The sequence below is a fragment of the Rhodovulum sp. PH10 genome (assembly GCF_000293785.1).
Lineage (GTDB): Bacteria > Pseudomonadota > Alphaproteobacteria > Rhizobiales > Xanthobacteraceae > Rhodoplanes.
Genome location: NZ_AKZI01000029.1, coordinates 1 through 16917, shown reverse-complemented (window position 1 = coordinate 16917; position 16917 = coordinate 1). Strand labels below are relative to the sequence as shown.

The following is a 16917-nucleotide window of genomic DNA, read 5'->3' as shown; positions in this document are numbered from 1 at the left end:
CGCTCGAGACGAGATTTTTCGGGTCGCATGGCTGCGGCCCTGCCGAAGCGTGGTCGTTCGGAGAAGCACCTTGAATGCAGATCTTCCGTAAAGGAGCAGACACCACCGCACGGGTGCTGCTCGTGCTCGGTGCGTTGACGCCGCTCGCCGGCGTCGGCTTCGCCTACGCCTTCCATCGCGCCTCCTACACGACCGGGGACGCCCGAACCCCGCGCCAGCCGGTGCCGTTCAGCCATGCGCACCATGTCGGCGGGCTCGGGCTCGACTGCCGTTACTGCCACACTTCGGTGGAGAAATCGCGTTTCGCCGGCATGCCGCCGACCGAGACCTGCATGACCTGTCACTCGCAGATCTGGACCAACGCCGCGATGCTGGCGCCGGTGCGCGAAAGCCTCGCGCGCGACGAGCCGCTGCGCTGGACGCGCGTCTACGATCTGCCGGGCTACGTCTATTTCGACCACTCCTCGCACGTGAACAACGGGGTCGGCTGCACCACCTGCCACGGCCGGATCGACCGCATGCCGCTGACCCGCCAGGCGGCACCGCTCACCATGGCGTGGTGCATCGACTGCCACCGCGACCCGACCAAGGCGTTGCGTCCGAAGAACGCGATCTTCGATCTCGGCTGGACGCCGCCGAAGGACCAGGACGAGCAGGGCGCGCGGCTCGCCGTCCGGTATCACATCCGCCTGCGGCACCTGACGGACTGCTCCACATGTCATCGATGAGCCCGACCGACACCGCCCGCCGCCGAGGCGGACCGCACTCCTCCGCCGCCGGCCGGGCGGGCTTCAGCCGGCGCGAGGCGTTGCGGATGTTCGCCGCCAGCATCGCGCTCGGCGTCGCCGGCTGCGGCCGACCGGAGGAGGAGATCGTCCCGTACGTGCGCCAGCCCGAAAAGGTGGTGCCGGGCGAGCCGTTGTATTTCGCGACCTCGCTGCCGCTCGCAGGGTTCGGCCGCGGCATGATCGTGAAGTCGATCGAGGGGCGGCCGATCAAGATCGAGGGCAATCCGCGCCATCCCGCGAGCCTCGGCGCCACCGATCCGTTCGCCGAGGCGGCGGTGCTGTCGCTCTACGATCCGGCGCGCTCGCAGACCGTGCTGAAGGACGGCGAGATCGCCCCGTTCGAGCAGGTGCGTCGCGCGGTGTCGGACGCGATGGGGCGCGAGCCGGCGCGCGGCGGCGCAGGGGTGCGGCTCCTCACCGGCAGAATCTCCTCGCCGACGCTGCTGCGCCAGATCGGGGCGCTGCTCGAGCGGTATCCCGACGCGACATGGCACGTGCACGAGCCGACCGAGGGCGACCAGCGCGCCGGCGCGGAGCTCGCGTTCGGCCGGCCGCTCGGCGCCCTGCCGCGCTTCGAGGACGCCCGCGTGGTGCTGACGCTCGACGCCGACCCGCTCGGGCCGGGGCCGGACCGCATCCGCTGTGCCCGCGGCTTGGCGAAACGGCTGGTGCCGGGGCCGGACGGCCTCGTCCGCCTCTATGCCGTCGAGGCGGCGCCCACCCTCACCGGCGCCAAGGCCGACGAGCGCCTCGCGCTGCGGCCGGAGCTGATCGCCGAGGCCGCCGTCGCGATCGCCAATGCGCTCGGCGCCGGCCTGCGCGAGGCGAGCCTGCCGCCGACGGCGAAAGCGTTTCTGCGGGCCGCCGCAGCCGCCCTGCAGGATTCCCAAGGCAACGCGATCGTGGTCGCCGGCGAGACCTTGCCGGCCGAGACGCACGCGCTGGTGCACTGGATCAATGCCCGCCTCGCCGCCCCGCTCGATCTGATCGAGCCGCCCGACCGCGCGGCCGGGCACGATCCGGCGCCGCTCGCGGCGCTGGTCGATGCCCTGCAGGCGGGCACGGTCGAGACGCTGGTGATGATCGGGACGAACCCGGTCTACACCGCGCCCGCCGACCTCGCCTTCGCCGACGCGATGAAGCGGGCGCCGTTCCGCCTGCACGCGCGCAGCCATGTCGACGAGACCGCGGCGCTCGCCACCTGGCACGTGCCGCTGTCGCATCCGCTCGAAAGCTGGTCGGATCTGCGCGCCGTCGACGGCACCGCCGGCATCGTCCAACCGCTGATCCGGCCGCTCTACGCGACCCGCACCGCGCACGAGGTGATGGCGCTCGTGTTGGGCGAAACGCCGGCCTCCTCGCACGACATCGTCCGCGCGACCTGGCAGCCGCAGGCGGACGGCGACTTCGAGGCATGGTGGCGCGAGGCGCTGCATGCCGGCGTGGTGCCGGACAGCGCCGCCCGCCCGGTCGAGGCCGGCGAGCCGCGCCTGCCCCTCGCGCCGCCGATGGCGATGCCCTCCGGCACCACGGTGGTGCTGCGGCCCGACCCCTCGCTGTGGGACGGCGAATTTGCCGGCAACGCCTGGCTGCAGGAGCTGCCGAAGCCGCTCACCAAGCAGGTGTGGGGCAATGCGCTCGGCATGAGCCGCGCCGAAGCGGAGCGCCGCGGCCTCTCCCAGGGCGACGTGGTGCGGCTGCGCGCCGGCGCGCAACACGTCGAGGCGCCGGTGGCGATCGAGCCCGGCCACGCCGACGGCGTGGTGAGCCTGACGCTCGGCTACGGGCGATGGCGCACCGGGCCGATCGGTGCCGACATCGGCGCAAACGCCTACCGGCTGCGCACCTCCGGCTCACCGTGGCGGATCGCCGACGCGACGCTCGAAGCCACCGACGAGCACGAGGAGCTGCTGATCACCCGCCACCCGGTGGACGAGACCGAGCGCGCCGAAGACATGTTTCCGGTGCTCGCCGCCGCGACGCTCGGCGCCGGAAAAGTCGATCTCTCGACCGGCCCGCTGCCGACCTTTTTGCCCGACCGGCCGATCCCGCCCGCCGATCACGCCTGGGCGATGGTGATCGACAACGCGCTGTGCATCGGCTGCAACGCCTGCGTGGTCGCCTGCCAGGCCGAGAACAACGTGCCGGTGGTCGGCCCCGAGGAGATTTCGCGCGGGCGCGAGATGCACTGGCTGCGCGTCGACGTCTACGACCACGGCCCGCCCGAAGACGCGCGGCGCGGCTTTCAGCCGGTGCCCTGCATGCAGTGCGAGCACGCGCCGTGCGAGCCGGTGTGCCCGGTCGCCGCCTCGGTGCACGACGGCGAGGGCCTCAACGTGCAGGTCTACAACCGCTGCATCGGCACCCGCTTCTGCGAGGCGAACTGCCCCTACAAGGTGCGGCGCTTCAACTTCTTCGGCTACGCCGACGGCCAGGAATACGCCAATCTCGGGCTCGAGCCCTACAAGGCGCAGAAGAACCCGGAGGTGACGGTGCGCGCCCGCGGGGTGATGGAGAAGTGCACCTACTGTGTCCAGCGCATCAGCGCCGCCCGGCGCGCCGCCGAGCAGGAGGACCGCACGCTCGCCCGCGACGAGGTGCGCACCGCCTGCCAGACCGCCTGCCCGACGCGGGCGATCGTGTTCGGCGACCTGAAGGACGACGGCGCCGCGGTGACCGGCCTGAAGAAGGACGAGCGGCACTACGCGCTGCTCGGCCATCTCGGCACCCGGCCGCGCACCACCTACCTCGCCGACATCCGCAATCCCGACCCGGATTTGGAGCACGAGTCGTGACGGACACCGCGCTGCCGCACCGCTGGCTCGCCGCCCCGCGCCTGCCCGACGCCGAGGTGACCGCGACGGTGGTCGACCCGTTGCTGATGCACAGGCCCGGCAAGCGCTGGTGGATCGCGCTCGGCGTCAGCTTCCTGTTCTTCGCGCTGACCGCCGGGGCGATCCTCTATCTGTTCGTCGGCGGGATCGGCATCTACGGCATCAACACCACCGTCGTATGGGGCTATGCGATCGCCAATTACGTCTGGTGGGTGGCGATCGGCAGCGGCGGCACGCTGATCTCCTCGATCCTGGTGCTGACGCGCCAGGAGTGGCGCAGCTCCATCAACCGCTTCGCCGAGACCATGACGGTGCTGGCGGTGGCGATCTCCGGCGTCTTCCCGATCCTCCATCTCGGCCGCCCGCAATATTTCTACTGGCTCGCGCCCTACCCCAACACGATGGCGCTGTGGCCGCAGTGGCGCAGCGCCCTGGTGTGGGATTTCTGGGCGATTTTCAGCTATCTCCTGTTCTCGATCCTGTTTCTCTATGTCGGCCTGCTGCCCGACCTCGCCACCATGCGCGATCGCGCCACGCGCCGCGCGAGCCAGGTGTTCTACGGCTTCCTCGCCTTCGGCTGGCGCGGCTCGGCAAGGCACTGGCGGCTGCAGCGCACGCTCCACGTCACGCTGGCGGCGATGGCGACGCCCTTGGTCGTCTCGGTCCACTCGATCGTCGGCCTCGACTTCGCGGCGAGCCTGATGCCCGGCTGGCAGGAGAGCATCTATCCGCCCTATTTCGTGGTCGGCGCGATCTTCTCCGGTTTCGCGATGGTGCTGCTGGTCACCGTGGTGATGCGCTGGGCGCTGCACCTCGAGGCGATGATCACGCTCGACCATTTCGACGCGATGGCGAAAATCATTCTCGCGAGCTCGTTCGTGATGACCTACTCCTATGCGAACGAGTGGTTCATGGCGTGGTACGGCGGCGAGGCGGCCGACCGCGCGCTGGTCGCCTACATGTTCACCGGCGACTACGCCCCCGTCTACTGGGCGCAGCTTCTCTGCAACGCGCTGATCCCGCAGGCGCTGTGGCTGCGCCGCGTGCGCCGCAGCGTGCCGGCGGTGGCGGCGATCGCCGCCGTGATCCTGGTCGGCATGTGGATCGAGCGCATCCTGATCGTGTGGAACACGCTGTCGCACGGCCACGCGGTGCCGATGTGGCGGGTGTTTCAGCCGACCCTGTGGGACTGGATCTTTCTGGTCGGGCCGCTCGGGCTGTTCGTGTTTCTCTATCTGATCCTGATGCGGATCGTGCCGGCGGTGTCGATGTACGAGGTGAGGCGCCTCGCCCACCGGGAGGGCGCGACATGATCGGGCAAGGAAAAATGCTCGCCGAGTTCACCACGCCCGAGGCGCTGCGCCGCGCCGTCCCCACCGTGCGCCGCGCCGGGCATCGCGTGGTCGATGCCTTCACGCCCTATCCGGTCGAGGGGCTCGCCGAGGAGATCGGCCCGTCGCGCGCGCCGCTCCGGCTCGTGATGCTGATGGTCGGCCTCGCGGTGGCGATCGCCGCCTATCTGCTGCAGTGGTACAGCGCGGTGATCGCCTATCCGATGAACACCGGCGGCCGGCCGCTGCATTCCTGGCCGGTCTTCCTGCTGGTGCCGTTCGAGATCGGCATGTTCACCGCCGCGCTCGCGGGGCTCGTCGCCCTGTTCTGGAGCTGCGGCCTGCCCCGCCTGCACGATCCGCTGTTCGCCGTACCGGGCTTCGAGCGGGCGACCCAGGACCGCTTCTTCCTGCTCGCCGAGGCGGCGGCGTCCGACCAGGACGGCACCGCGCTGCGCCACGTGCTGGAGGACGCCGGCGCGCGGGTCGTCACGGAGGTGCGCCGGCAATGAGACGCACCCGCCTCCGCACGACCCCGCCCCTGGTGGGCCTCGCCGTCGCGACGCTGCTGCTCGCCGGCTGCTCGGGATCCATGGTCGATCAGAAGCGCTACCGGACCTTCGAGAAGGCGGCGCTGTGGCGCGACCACAGCGAGGCGCGGCAGCTGCCGGACGGCACGGTCGCGCAGAGCGACCGCGACCGCACCGCCGCCATCGAGACGCCGCCGCCGGTCGACGCCGCCCTGCTCGCCCGCGGGCAGGAGCGCTACGCCATCTATTGCGCGCCATGCCACGGGCTCGGCGGCGACGGCGACGGCATGATCGTCCAGCGCGGCTTTCCGAAGCCACCGTCCTATCACACCAAGCGGCTGCGGGCGGCGCCCGCCCGCCATGTCTTCGACGTGATCACCAACGGATACGGCGTGATGTATTCCTATGCGGCGCGTGTGCCGCCGCGCGACCGCTGGGCGATCGTCGCCTATGTCCGCGCCCTGCAGATGTCGCGAAACGCGCAGGTCGCCGATCTGCCGAACGCGCGGGAGAAGCTGCCGTGAGCGCCGCCGCGATCCTTTCGCGCATCGGTGCAGCACTCGCCGCCGCGCTGATCGCCCTCGCCGTGTGGTGGTGGCTCGCTCCGCCCGATGTGCTCGCCCGCGGATTCTTGCTGGCATTCGCGCTGTGGTGCGGCTTCCCCCTCGGCAGCCTGGCGCTGGTGATGATCCACACCCTCACCGCCGGACGCTGGGGCGACCGGCTCGCCCCGCTGCTGCGGGCGGGCGCGCTCCTGGTGCCGCTCGCCGCCCTCGCCTTCGTTCCGATCGCCCTGACGCTGCCCGCGCTCTATCCGTGGGCCGCGGTACCGGGCTCGATCCCGCACGACGTCCAGGCGCACTATCTGAACGTGCCGTTCTTCCTGGTGCGGGCCGCGGTCGCGCTGGTCGGCTGGTCGGTGCTCGGCGTGCTGTTCGGCCTCGGCCGCGGCAATCGTCTGATCGCCGCGCTCGGCCTCGTCTTTCACGGGCTCGCGGTGAGCGCGATCGCGGTCGACTGGTTCTTGTCGGTCGCGCCCGACTACGTCTCGACCGCGTTCGGGATGCTCACCGCGGCGCGGCAGATCCTCATCGCCCTGGCGGTCGCGGCGGTGATCGCGCCGCGCCGGCTCGGCCGCGGCACCTCCGATCTCGCCGGGCTGGTGATGATGGGCGTGCTCGGCGTCGTCTATCTCGAGCTGATGAGCTTCATCGTCGCCTGGTACGGCGACCTGCCCTACAAGGCGGCGTGGTATCTCGACCGCAGCGGCGGCTGGGGGATCGCGATCGGCGTCGCCGCGGCGCTCGCCGTGGCGGCGCTCGCGATGCTGACGAGCGCGAGCGTGCGCGAGACCACGGCCGGGCTGCGGACGGCGGGCGCGCTGGTGCTCGGCGCGCTGGCGATCCACACCGTTTGGCTGATCGCGCCGTCCTGGCCGGACGCGCCGGCGACACTCGTGCCGGCGACACTCGTGCCGGCCGCGCTCGGCCTCGCCGTGCTGGTGCTGGCGAGCCTCGCGGTGGTGGTGGTGCCCGCCCACGACGCCGTCCTGGACGACGAGGAGCCGAGGCGCGAAGCCGAACGGCCGCTCGGGCTCGCCGCGTTCCTGGCGCTGTCGGCCGCCTCGATCGCCGTCTATTTTCGCGCTCGGCCGGAGGAGACCGCACCCGCATCCCGCGAGGCCGAGCAGGAGGAGCACGAGGACCACGAGGAGGCGCCGACCGACGAGATGACCGACCGGGCGACGCCGGAATCACCCGCCATCGCCGGCCGGCCGGTGCTCGTCACGCTGTTCGGCTTCTTCGCCTTCGTCGCGGTGTGCCTGATCGGTGGCTACGTCTATCTGTTCCAGGTGATGGGCGGCTACGTCGCTTCGCCCGCGGTCCATCCCGCCCCGCCGCGCCTGCAGATCTCGCCGACCGAGGATCTCGACCGCTTCCTCGCCGCCCAGCGCGCGACGCTCGACGGCTATGCCTGGGTCGACCGCGATCGCGGCATCGCCCGCATCCCGATCGACGAGGCCATGCGGGCGATCACAGCGCGTGGCGCCGACGCCTACCGCGCGCTCGAGCAACCCGAGATCACCCCGACCCCCGGCAGCCGCGCGGGAGACGACCGATGAACCTTTCTCCGCGGCTTCGGTTCGGCCGAACAGACCAGCGCGCGGCGCGCCGCCTGCTCGCTCTTCCGGTCGCTTGCCTGATCGTGCTCGCGCCACTGCCGGCGGCGGCGGGATTGAGCCAGGACGCGCTGTCGGGCGTCGGGTTCTCGCCGCCGCCGAACGCCCATCTGCCGCTCGGCCTGACGATGCGCGACGCCGATGGCCGGCCGACCACGCTCGGCGCGGCGATCGGCGACAAGGCCGCGCTGCTGCTGCCGGCCGACTACGAGTGCAAGACGACCTGCGGCCCGGCGCTGTCGATCGTCGCCGCGACGCTCGGCGAGACCGGGCTCACGGCGGGCGACGATTTCCGGCTGGTGCTGTTCGGCCTCGACCCGACCGACACCGGTGCGGAGGCGAAGAAATTCGTCTCGGCACGGGTCGGCAATCCGGCGCTGCTGCGCGGCGTGCGGGCGCTGACCGGCGACGCCGCGGCGATCCGCACGCTCACCGACGCGATCGGCTACCACTATGTCCGCGATCCGGAGAACGACGCCTTCGCCCACCCGAACGGCGTGCTCGCCGTCACCGCGGACGGGCGGATCGCCCGCATGCTGTCGTCGCTCGCGCTCGGCCCGACCGACCTGCGGCTCGCGCTGCTCGATGCCGGCGAGGGACGGGTCGGCGGCGTGCTCGGCCGGCTGACGCTGCTCTGCTACGGCTTCGACCCGGCCAAGGGCATCTACACCGCCTCGATCGCCCGCATTCTGCAGATCGCCGGCGGCCTGACCGTGCTGGTGATGGCGGGGGCGATCGGCCTGATGATGCGCGCGACCCGACCGCACAGGAGAGCGCGATGAGCATGTTCATGCCGATCGAGGCCTCCGATCGGGCCGCCCAGATCGACACCATCTTCCTCGCGCTGCTGATCATCTCGCTGTTGATCAGCGCGCTGGTGTTCGGGCTGATCATCGGCTTCGGCATCCGCTATCGCCGCGCCTCGTCGGCCGACCGCGGGCCGATGCCGGAGTTCTTCCGCCGCGAGTTCGAGATCGGCTGGACGTTCGCGACCGCGCTCCTGTTCCTCTTCCTGTTCTGGTGGGCGGCTTCGGTCAATATCGAGGTGCTGGTGCCGCCGAAGGACTCCTACCGGGTCAACGTCGTCGCCAAGCAGTGGATGTGGAAGTTCCAGTACCCGAACGGCGTGCGCCAGATCGACACGCTGCGGGTGCCGATCGACACGCCGATCACGCTGACGCTCGAGTCGCAGGACGTGATTCACTCCTTCTTCGTGCCGGCGTTCCGCATCAAGCAGGACGTGGTGCCGGGCCTGCGAACGGAAACCTGGTTCAAGGCGACCAAGCTCGGCACCTTCAAGCTCTTGTGCGCCGAATATTGCGGCACCGATCATTCGCGGATGCGCGGCGAGGTGATCGTGATGCGCCAGAAGGATTTCGCCGAGTGGCTCGCCGCCCGGCCGGAGGGTGACGACCTCGCGCGGCGCGGCGCCGAGCTGTTCGTCTCGCGCGGCTGCTCGGGCTGCCATGCGGAGAGCTCGAACGTGCACGCGCCGCGCTTCCCCGGCCTCTACGGACGGCGCATCCCGCTCGCCGACGGACGCACGGCGGTGGCCGACGAGGCCTATATCCGCGACTCGATGCTGCAGCCGAACCGCGACGTCGCCGCCGGCTATCGGCCGATCATGCCGAGCTATTCGGGGCTGCTCGACGACGGCGAGATCGAGAGCCTGACCGCCTATATCCGCTCGCTCGGCACCGTCGGAGGGGCGCCCGCCGCGCCGACCGCACCGCCGAGCGGCGGCGCCGCCAATGCCGCCGAGGCCGCCGAGGCCGCCGATCCGGCCGGCCCGACCACCCGGCCGACGGGAGGCGGGCGATGACGGTGATCGCGGCCTCGCCCATCCCCGGCCCCTCCGGCCTCTCCGGACCGGAACCGTCCGGGATCATCCGGTCTCACATCGTCCACCAGGATCGCGCGCCATGACCACCGACACGCTCGTCGCCGGCGAACTGCCGCTCGGAGAACGTCCCGACTATCTGCGGGAGGGGCGCACGGTGCTGTCCTGGCTGACCACCACGGACCACAAGCGCATCGCCATTCTCTATGCGATCACCATCACGTTCTTCTTCTTTCTCGCCGGCGCCGCGATCGCGCTGGTGCGGCTCGAGCTGTTCACGCCGAATGGCGACCTGTTCTCGAACGACACCTACAACCGGCTGTTCTCGTTCCACGGCATCGTCATGGTGTGGTTCTTCCTGGTGCCGTCGATCCCGACGGTGATGGGAAACTTTCTGGTGCCGCTGATGATCGGCGCGCCCGACGTCGCCTTCCCGCGGCTCAATCTCATGAGCTGGTACATCAACGTGATCGCCGGCGTGTTCACGATCTACGCCGTGATCGCCGGTGGGGTGGACACCGGCTGGACCTTCTACACCCCCTACTCGACGATGTTCTCGAACTCCTACGTGCTGGCGGCGGCGTTCGGGGTGTTCACGGTCGGCTTCTCCACCATCGCCACCGCCGTCAACATGATCACCACCGTCCATCTGCTGCGCGCGCCGGGCATGACCTGGTTCCGGCTGCCGCTGTTCGTGTGGTCGATCTATGCGACCAGCATCGTCATTGCGCTGGCGACGCCGGTGCTGGCGATCTCGCTCCTGCTGGTGATCGCCGAGCGCTGGCTCGGCCTGCCGATCTTCGATCCGGCGCGCGGCGGCGACCCGATCCTGTTTCAGCATCTGTTCTGGTTCTACTCGCACCCGGCCGTCTACATCATGGTGCTGCCGGCGATGGGCGTGGTGTCGGAGATCATCCCGTGCTTCGCCCGCCGCCGCATCTTCGGCTATCAGTTCATGGTCTATGCGATCGTCGCGATCGCCGGACTCGGCTTCTTCGTGTGGGGCCACCACATGTTCGTGTCGGGCCAGTCGCCGTTCGCGAGCCTGATCTTCTCGCTCCTGTCCTTCATCATCGCGGTGCCGTCCGCCATAAAAGTGTTCAACTGGACGGCGTCGCTCTATCGCGGCCAGATCACCTTCGAGTCGCCGATGCTGTATGCGCTCGGCTTCGTCGGGCTGTTCACCACCGGCGGCCTGTCGGGGCTGTTTCTCGCCTCCATTCCGATCGACATCCACGTCACCGACACCTATTTCGTGGTCGCCCATTTTCATTACATCATGGTCGGCGGCTCGGTGTCGGCGTTCTTCGCGGCGCTGCATTTCTGGTGGCCGAAGGCGACCGGCCGGCTCTATCCGGAGAGCTGGGCGCGGTTCGCCGCGCTTCTGATGTATTTCGGCTTCAACCTCACCTTCTTCCCGCAGTTCGTCGCCGGCTATCTCGGCATGCCGCGCCGCTATGCGACCTATCCGCCGGAGTTTCAGGTCTACAACGTGATGTCGTCGTCGGGCGCCGCGATCCTCGCCGCCGCCTATCTGCTGCCGCTCGGCTACTTCACCTGGTCGCTGTTCTACGGGCGCAAGGCCGGCAACAATCCGTGGGACGCGACAGGGCTCGAATGGAGCACGACGTCGCCGCCGCCGCCGAAGAACTTCGATCACGAGCCGCGGGTCGATCACGATCCGTACGACTATCACCCGCAGGGCGCCTCGGCCGGGATCGGCTCGCGGCCGGTGCATCAGCACGAACGGGATCTGCGATGAGCGACACCGAGATCCTTCAGGAACCCTGGGCCCGCGTCTCGCGCCAGCGCGAGGGCGCGACCTTCGGCATCTGGGTGTTTCTCGCCACCGAGGCGCTGTTCTTCGGCGCACTGTTTCTCACTTACGCGATCGGCCGGATCGAGAACCCGGCGGGTTTCGTGGCGGCGGGGCGCGAGACCGACGTGTTCTACGGCACCCTCAACACCGCGATCCTGCTGACCTCGAGCCTGACCATGGCGGTGGCCTCGCAGGCCGCCGCCGAGGGCGAGGCCGCGCTGCACCGGCTGGTGGTGTGGTGCCTCGGCGCCACCGTGCTGCTCGCGCTCGCCTTCCTGGTGGTGAAGGGGTTCGAGTACCGCGAGGACGTCGAGAAGCACCTGGTGCCGGGCCGAGATTTCGCGATCGTCGAGCGCGGGGCGCAGATCTTCTTCGCGCTGTACTGGATCATCACCGGGGTTCACGCGATCCATGTCAGCGTCGGCATCGTGCTGATCTCGCGGCTGTGGATCATGGCGGCGACCCGCCGGATGAAGGTGGAGAAAAACCCGCAGATCGAGGTCGCCGGCCTCTACTGGCACTTCGTCGACATCGTGTGGATCTTCGTCTACCCGCTGATCTACCTGCCCGGGAGGGCGACCGGATGAGCGGAACGCAAGACGAGGCCGGCGCGGCGCGCGACGTCGTCCGCCATCTGTGGCGACGCAATCTCGCGGTCTGGGCGGCGCTGCAGGCGCTGCTCGTCACCTCGCTGGTGACCGCCTATGTGCCGCTCGGCGCCTTCAACACCGTGATCGGCATCGGCGTCGCCGTCGCCAAGGCGACGGTGGTCGGGCTGTTCTTCATGGAGCTCCTCAGGTCGCGCACGCTGATGCGGCTCGCGGCGGTCGCCGGCATCGCCTTCGTGCTGGTGATGTTCACCCTCACGCTCGCCGACGTGCTGACGCGGATGTTCGACGGCTGGGGCGCCACCGCCGTTCCGCCCGGCGCCGGCTGAGCGGGCTCGATCCGCCGGACGTCGCAAGCGGAGGCCGATGGCCGGCGGCCGCCCGACTGCTCCGCCCGGCCCGGCCCGGGTCATCCGGCCCGTCCGGAGGCGCCGGCCGGGCCGCGACCAAAAAGAACCGCACATGCGGAATTTTCGTGCCCGGGCCGCCGGAATCGCCGCCAAAGGCGCGTTCCCCGTTGCCGGCTCTCGGCAATTGTGGTCCAACACCCGGCCGGAGCGCCCGGGGGGCGCCCGTAGCGGGCCCGGAAAGCCCCGCTTGGACCGATCTGGAGAACTTCGATGGCCTTCCTCGCCGACTCGCTCGCCCGCATCAAGCCGTCCGCCACCATCGCGGTGGCCGACAAGGCGCGCGCCCTCAAAGCGGCCGGTCGCGACGTCATCGGCCTGGGCTCGGGCGAGCCCGACTTCGACACGCCGGACACCATCAAGGAGGCCGCCATCAAGGCCATCCGCGATGGTAAGACAAAGTATACCAACGTCGACGGCATCCCCGAGCTGAAGGCGGCGATCGCCGCGAAGTTCGAGCGCGAGAACGGCCTGACCTACAAGCCGGCGGAAATCTCGGTCGGCACCGGCGGCAAGCAGGTTCTGTACAACGCCTTCGTCGCCACGCTGAACCCGGGTGACGAGGTGATCATCCCGGCGCCGTATTGGGTGAGCTATCCGGAGATGGTGCTGCTGGCCGGCGGCACCCCGGTGAGCGTGCCGACTACGCAGGAGTCCGGCTTCAAGCTGACGCCCGAGGTGCTGGAGCGGGCGATCACGCCGAAGACCAAGTGGCTGCTGCTCAACTCGCCCTCGAACCCGAGCGGCGCCGCCTACACGCGCGCCGAGCTGAATGCGCTCACCGACGTCGTGCTGCGTCACCCGCACGTGTGGGTGATGACCGACGACATGTACGAGCACCTCGTCTATGACGGCTTCGCGTTCACCACCCCGGCGCAGGTCGAGCCCGGCATCTTCGACCGCACGCTGACGGTGAACGGCGTCTCCAAGGCCTATTGCATGACCGGCTGGCGGATCGGCTTCGCCGGCGGGCCGACGCCGCTGATCAAGGCGATGGCGGTGGTCCAGTCGCAGTCGACCTCGAACCCGAACTCGATCGCGCAGTGGGCCTCGGTGGAGGCGCTGAACGGGCCGCAGGACTTCATCGCGGCGCACAACGAGGTGTTCAAGCAGCGCCGCGATCTGGTCGTCTCGATGCTCAACCAGGCGAAGGGCATCGACTGCCCGGTGCCGGAGGGCGCGTTCTACGTCTTCCCGTCGTGCGCCGGCACGATCGGCAAGACGGCGCCGACCGGCAACACGATCGCGACCGACGACGACTTCGTCACCGAGCTGCTCGAGGCCGAGGGCGTCGCGGTGGTGCAGGGCTCGGCGTTCGGCCACGGCCCGAACTTCCGCATCTCCTACGCCGCCTCGACCGACACGCTGAAGGCGGCCTGCGAGCGCATCCAGCGGTTCTGCGCCAATCTCCGCTGACCGCGGCGCCGCAGCGCGCGAGAGCAACGAGCAGCAAGCCGGCCGCCGCGTGCGGCCGGCGTTTTTTCGCTGGTTCGCCCCTCCGAGCGGACGCCGGCCGCGCCTCCCGCTCCCCTGCCCCGAAGCCTCGCCCATGCGCTGCGATGCGGCGAAAAACACCGGGGACTCGCAAGATCCCGTGCCCTAAGATGCCGCGGCGCCGATGCGGCGCGACGGGCCGTGGCGGCGGCCCCGCGGCCCGGAGGCGCCGGTCACCCGACCCGGCCGGTGTCCGGAGCGGCGCGGAGACGGCGCGACGACCCTCGAACCCGGGGGGTACTCTTCATGCGCAGCCTTTTCGCCGGCCTCGCCACGGTCGGCCTCGCTCTCGCCGTCGCGACGACGACCGCATCCGCCCAGAACCGGCCGCCGCGCGAGCGCGTGCAGGCGGGCAGCTTGTCGTGCGACGTCTCCGCCGGCATCGGCCTGATCATCGGCTCCAAGAAGCAGGTCTACTGCACCTTCACGCCGACCCGGCACGGCCCGGTCGAGACCTATACCGGCAGCATCACCCGCATCGGCCTCGATCTCGGCGCCACCACCGGCGGCGTGATGGTGTGGATGGTGTGGTCGCCGACCGACCGCCCGGCGGGCGCGCTGGCCGGCGCTTACGCGGGCGCGAGCGCGGAAGCCTCGGTGGTCGCCGGGCTCGGCGCCAACGTGCTGGTCGGCGGCAACGACCGAAGTGTTGCGCTTCAACCGGTTTCGGTTCAGGGTCAGGCGGGCGTGAACATCGCTGCCGGCGTCGCTGGCCTCGAACTCCAGTTCGTGCGCTAGCCGCAGCGTTCCGACACCCGCGGAAGGGATTTCCCGCGGCGCATGGCCGGCGACTTCGCGCGAGCCGCCCGGCTGCCCGCTGGCTCGGCCGCGGCGGCTCCTCGCGCGTCACGCCGGAGCCGTTCGCGGAGCGTGGTTCAGCGCCCCCGCACGATCCGAACATTCACGAGGAGCGGCAAGCCATTGCCGGTCCGAGCCTGAACCGACTGCCTCGGCCCGTCCGGGCCGAGCGTCCTCGATGGAGGCAGGATATGGGAGACAACGGAGGCGGCCCCACAGGCCCCCGGTGCATTGCGATCGTCGGGCCGTTCCAGAGCGGCAAGACGACGCTTCTGGAGGCGATTCTCGCCCGCACCGGTGCCATCGGCCGTCAGGGTGCGGTCGATGCCGGCACCAGCGTCGGCGACGCCAGCAAGGAGGCCCGTGATCACAAGATGAGCGTGGAGGTCACCCTCGCGACCACCACCTTCATGGACGAGTCCTACACCTTCATCGACTGCCCCGGCTCGGTCGAGTTCGTGCACGACATGCGCGCCGCCCTGCCGGCCGTCGACGCCGCCATCGTGGTGTGCGAGGCGGACGAGAAGAAGGTGCCGCAGCTCCAGCTCATTCTGCGCGAGCTCGAGGAGCTGAACGTTCCCCACATCCTCTTCCTCAACAAGATCGACAAGGCCGACACCCGGCTGACCGACGCGCTGAAGCTGTTGCAGCCCGCGTCGCGCGTGCCGCTGCTGCTGCGCCAGCTCCCGATCGTCGAGGGCGAGGCGGTGACCGGCTTCGTCGACCTCGCGCTCGAGCGCGCCTTCGTCTACCGCGAGAACCAGCCCTCCGAGGTGATCCCGCTCGAAGGCCGCACGCTGGACGACGAGAAGGAGGCGCGCTTCTCGATGCTCGAGACGCTCGCCGACCACGACGACTCGCTGATGGAGAAGCTGCTCGAGGACATCGCCCCGCCGCGCGACCAGGTGTTCGACGACCTCCGCAAGGAGATGCGCGACCGCCAGGTCTGCCCGATGCTGATGGGCGTCGCGAGCCGCACCAACGGCGTGCTGCGTCTGCTCAAGGCGCTGCGTCACGAGGCGCCAGGCCCGGCGCAGACGGCCGCGCGGCTCGGCGTCGAGGCCGGCAACGAGGCGGTCGCCTACGTGATGAAGACCTTCCACACCACGCACGGCGGCAAGCTGTCGGTCGCCCGCGTGCTGGGCGGCCAGATCTCCGATTCGACCGTGCTGCAATCGCCCTCCGGCGACGAGGTCGGGCGGGTCGCCGGCGTGTTCAAGCTGACCGGCATCACCCCCGAGAAGCGCGGGCCCGCGAGCCTCGGCGAGACCGTCGCGCTCGCCAAGCTCGACGGCGCCAAGACCGGCGACACTCTGTCGACCGGCAAGCAGGCGCATCCGGCGATCGCCGAGCCGAAGCCGCCCTCGCCGGTGATCAACATCGCCCTCAAGGCGCGCGAGCGGAAGGACGACGTCAAGCTCGGCCAGGCGCTCGCCAAGCTGGTCGACGAGGATCCCTCGATCACCGTCGTGCAGCACCAGGACACCCACGAGGTGATCCTGTGGGGCCAGGGCGAGATGCATCTGCGGGTCGCCACCGAGCGCCTCGCCGACCGCTTCGGCGTCGCCATCGAGCGGCACAAGCCGAGCGTCGGCTATCGCGAGACCATCAAGAAGTGCGTCACCCAGCGCGGCCGCCACAAGAAGCAGTCCGGCGGGCACGGCCAGTTCGGCGACGTGGTGCTGGAGATCTCGCCGCTGCCGCGCAGCTCGGGCTTCCAGTTCTCGGAGCGGATCACCGGCGGCGTGGTGCCGCGCAACTACATCCCCTCGGTCGAGGAAGGCGTGAAGGACGCGCTCCAGGAGGGGCCGCTCGGCTTCCCGGTGGTCGACATCGCGGTGGCGCTGATCGACGGCTCGTACCACACGGTCGATTCGTCCGACATGGCGTTCCGCACCGCCGGCCGCATCGGCATCGTCGAGGCGCTGCCGCAGTGCCAGCCGGTGCTGCTCGAGCCGATCCACCAGGTCGAGATCGTCTGCCCGACCGAGGCCACCGCCAAGATCAACGCGATCCTGTCGGGCCGGCGCGGCCAGATCCTCGGCTTCGACACCCGCGACGGCTGGGAGGGCTGGGACGCGGTCAAGGCGTTGATGCCGGAATCCGAGATCGGCGATCTGATCGTCGAGGTCCGCTCGGCGACCGCCGGCGTCGGCACCTTCACCTTCCAGTTCGACCACATGGCCGAGCTGACCGGCCGTCCGGCCGACCAGATCGTCGCCGCCAGAAAAGCCGCGGAGTAATACCAACGGCGACAGAGTCCGACCTCGTCCCGAGGAGCACTCCGCA

Annotated in this window: 14 protein-coding genes; all 14 read left to right on the top strand. The window is 70.1% G+C overall.

What is annotated here, in order from left to right:
- Positions 1-74: 74 nt before the first annotated feature.
- The 14 genes from A33M_RS05710 (at position 75) to A33M_RS05645 (ending at position 16871) form a co-directional block, all read left to right on the top strand.
- Positions 75-728, top strand: a complete 654-nt coding sequence (locus tag A33M_RS05710; RefSeq protein ID WP_008384508.1) for a cytochrome c3 family protein — start codon at positions 75-77, stop codon at positions 726-728.
- Positions 716-3583, top strand: a complete 2868-nt coding sequence (locus A33M_RS23440; protein WP_008384507.1) for a 4Fe-4S dicluster domain-containing protein — start codon at positions 716-718, stop codon at positions 3581-3583. Before A33M_RS05710 ends, A33M_RS23440 begins: the two co-directional genes overlap by 13 nt.
- A complete protein-coding gene (gene nrfD / locus A33M_RS23435) occupies positions 3580-4935 on the top strand; it encodes an NrfD/PsrC family molybdoenzyme membrane anchor subunit (protein ID WP_008384504.1) in 1356 nt (451 codons plus the stop codon). The genes A33M_RS23440 and nrfD overlap by 4 nt, the downstream gene beginning before the upstream one ends.
- Entirely contained in the window at positions 4932-5465 is a 534-nt protein-coding gene (locus A33M_RS05695) for a DUF3341 domain-containing protein (protein WP_008384502.1), read from the top strand. Before nrfD ends, A33M_RS05695 begins: the two co-directional genes overlap by 4 nt.
- Positions 5462-6007, top strand: a complete 546-nt coding sequence (locus A33M_RS05690) for a c-type cytochrome (RefSeq protein WP_040619475.1) — start codon at positions 5462-5464, stop codon at positions 6005-6007. Before A33M_RS05695 ends, A33M_RS05690 begins: the two co-directional genes overlap by 4 nt.
- Positions 6004-7605 (top strand): hypothetical protein, encoded by a 1602-nt coding sequence (locus tag A33M_RS23430; protein WP_008384498.1) that lies wholly within the window; start codon positions 6004-6006, stop codon positions 7603-7605. The genes A33M_RS05690 and A33M_RS23430 overlap by 4 nt, the downstream gene beginning before the upstream one ends.
- Positions 7602-8444, top strand: coding sequence for an SCO family protein (locus A33M_RS05680; RefSeq protein ID WP_202801802.1), 843 nt, complete (start codon positions 7602-7604; stop codon positions 8442-8444). Before A33M_RS23430 ends, A33M_RS05680 begins: the two co-directional genes overlap by 4 nt.
- Positions 8441-9484 (top strand): cytochrome c oxidase subunit II, encoded by a 1044-nt coding sequence (coxB, locus tag A33M_RS05675; protein WP_008384494.1) that lies wholly within the window; start codon positions 8441-8443, stop codon positions 9482-9484. Before A33M_RS05680 ends, coxB begins: the two co-directional genes overlap by 4 nt.
- Before the next feature lie 100 nt (positions 9485-9584).
- Positions 9585-11264, top strand: coding sequence for a cytochrome c oxidase subunit I (locus A33M_RS05670; protein WP_008384492.1), 1680 nt, complete (start codon positions 9585-9587; stop codon positions 11262-11264).
- On the top strand, positions 11261-11908 hold the full coding sequence (locus A33M_RS05665) for a cytochrome c oxidase subunit 3 (RefSeq protein WP_008384490.1): 648 nt from the start codon (positions 11261-11263) through the stop codon (positions 11906-11908). Before A33M_RS05670 ends, A33M_RS05665 begins: the two co-directional genes overlap by 4 nt.
- Positions 11905-12258, top strand: a complete 354-nt coding sequence (locus A33M_RS05660; protein ID WP_008384488.1) for a cytochrome C oxidase subunit IV family protein — start codon at positions 11905-11907, stop codon at positions 12256-12258. Before A33M_RS05665 ends, A33M_RS05660 begins: the two co-directional genes overlap by 4 nt.
- Before the next feature lie 291 nt (positions 12259-12549).
- Positions 12550-13752, top strand: a complete 1203-nt coding sequence (locus tag A33M_RS05655) for a pyridoxal phosphate-dependent aminotransferase (protein WP_008384486.1) — start codon at positions 12550-12552, stop codon at positions 13750-13752.
- Positions 13753-14076: 324 nt separating this feature from the next.
- Positions 14077-14568, top strand: coding sequence for a DUF992 domain-containing protein (locus tag A33M_RS05650; protein ID WP_008384484.1), 492 nt, complete (start codon positions 14077-14079; stop codon positions 14566-14568).
- Between the two features lie 251 nt (positions 14569-14819).
- On the top strand, positions 14820-16871 hold the full coding sequence (locus A33M_RS05645; protein ID WP_008384482.1) for an elongation factor G: 2052 nt from the start codon (positions 14820-14822) through the stop codon (positions 16869-16871).
- The last annotated feature ends 46 nt before the right edge of the window (positions 16872-16917 follow it).

What these genes read in the sequence shown, in the direction of transcription:
- A33M_RS05710 (WP_008384508.1), top strand. Translation starts at nt 75, where the DNA reads ATGCAGATCTTCCGTAAAGGAGCAGACACCACCGCACGGGTGCTGCTC.
- A33M_RS23440 (WP_008384507.1), top strand. Translation starts at nt 716, where the DNA reads ATGTCATCGATGAGCCCGACCGACACCGCCCGCCGCCGAGGCGGACCG.
- A33M_RS05695 (WP_008384502.1), top strand. Translation starts at nt 4,932, where the DNA reads ATGATCGGGCAAGGAAAAATGCTCGCCGAGTTCACCACGCCCGAGGCG.
- A33M_RS05690 (WP_040619475.1), top strand. Translation starts at nt 5,462, where the DNA reads ATGAGACGCACCCGCCTCCGCACGACCCCGCCCCTGGTGGGCCTCGCC.
- A33M_RS05680 (WP_202801802.1), top strand. Translation starts at nt 7,602, where the DNA reads ATGAACCTTTCTCCGCGGCTTCGGTTCGGCCGAACAGACCAGCGCGCG.
- coxB (WP_008384494.1), top strand. Translation starts at nt 8,441, where the DNA reads ATGAGCATGTTCATGCCGATCGAGGCCTCCGATCGGGCCGCCCAGATC.
- A33M_RS05670 (WP_008384492.1), top strand. Translation starts at nt 9,585, where the DNA reads ATGACCACCGACACGCTCGTCGCCGGCGAACTGCCGCTCGGAGAACGT.
- A33M_RS05665 (WP_008384490.1), top strand. Translation starts at nt 11,261, where the DNA reads ATGAGCGACACCGAGATCCTTCAGGAACCCTGGGCCCGCGTCTCGCGC.
- A33M_RS05660 (WP_008384488.1), top strand. Translation starts at nt 11,905, where the DNA reads ATGAGCGGAACGCAAGACGAGGCCGGCGCGGCGCGCGACGTCGTCCGC.
- A33M_RS05655 (WP_008384486.1), top strand. Translation starts at nt 12,550, where the DNA reads ATGGCCTTCCTCGCCGACTCGCTCGCCCGCATCAAGCCGTCCGCCACC.
- A33M_RS05650 (WP_008384484.1), top strand. Translation starts at nt 14,077, where the DNA reads ATGCGCAGCCTTTTCGCCGGCCTCGCCACGGTCGGCCTCGCTCTCGCC.
- A33M_RS05645 (WP_008384482.1), top strand. Translation starts at nt 14,820, where the DNA reads ATGGGAGACAACGGAGGCGGCCCCACAGGCCCCCGGTGCATTGCGATC.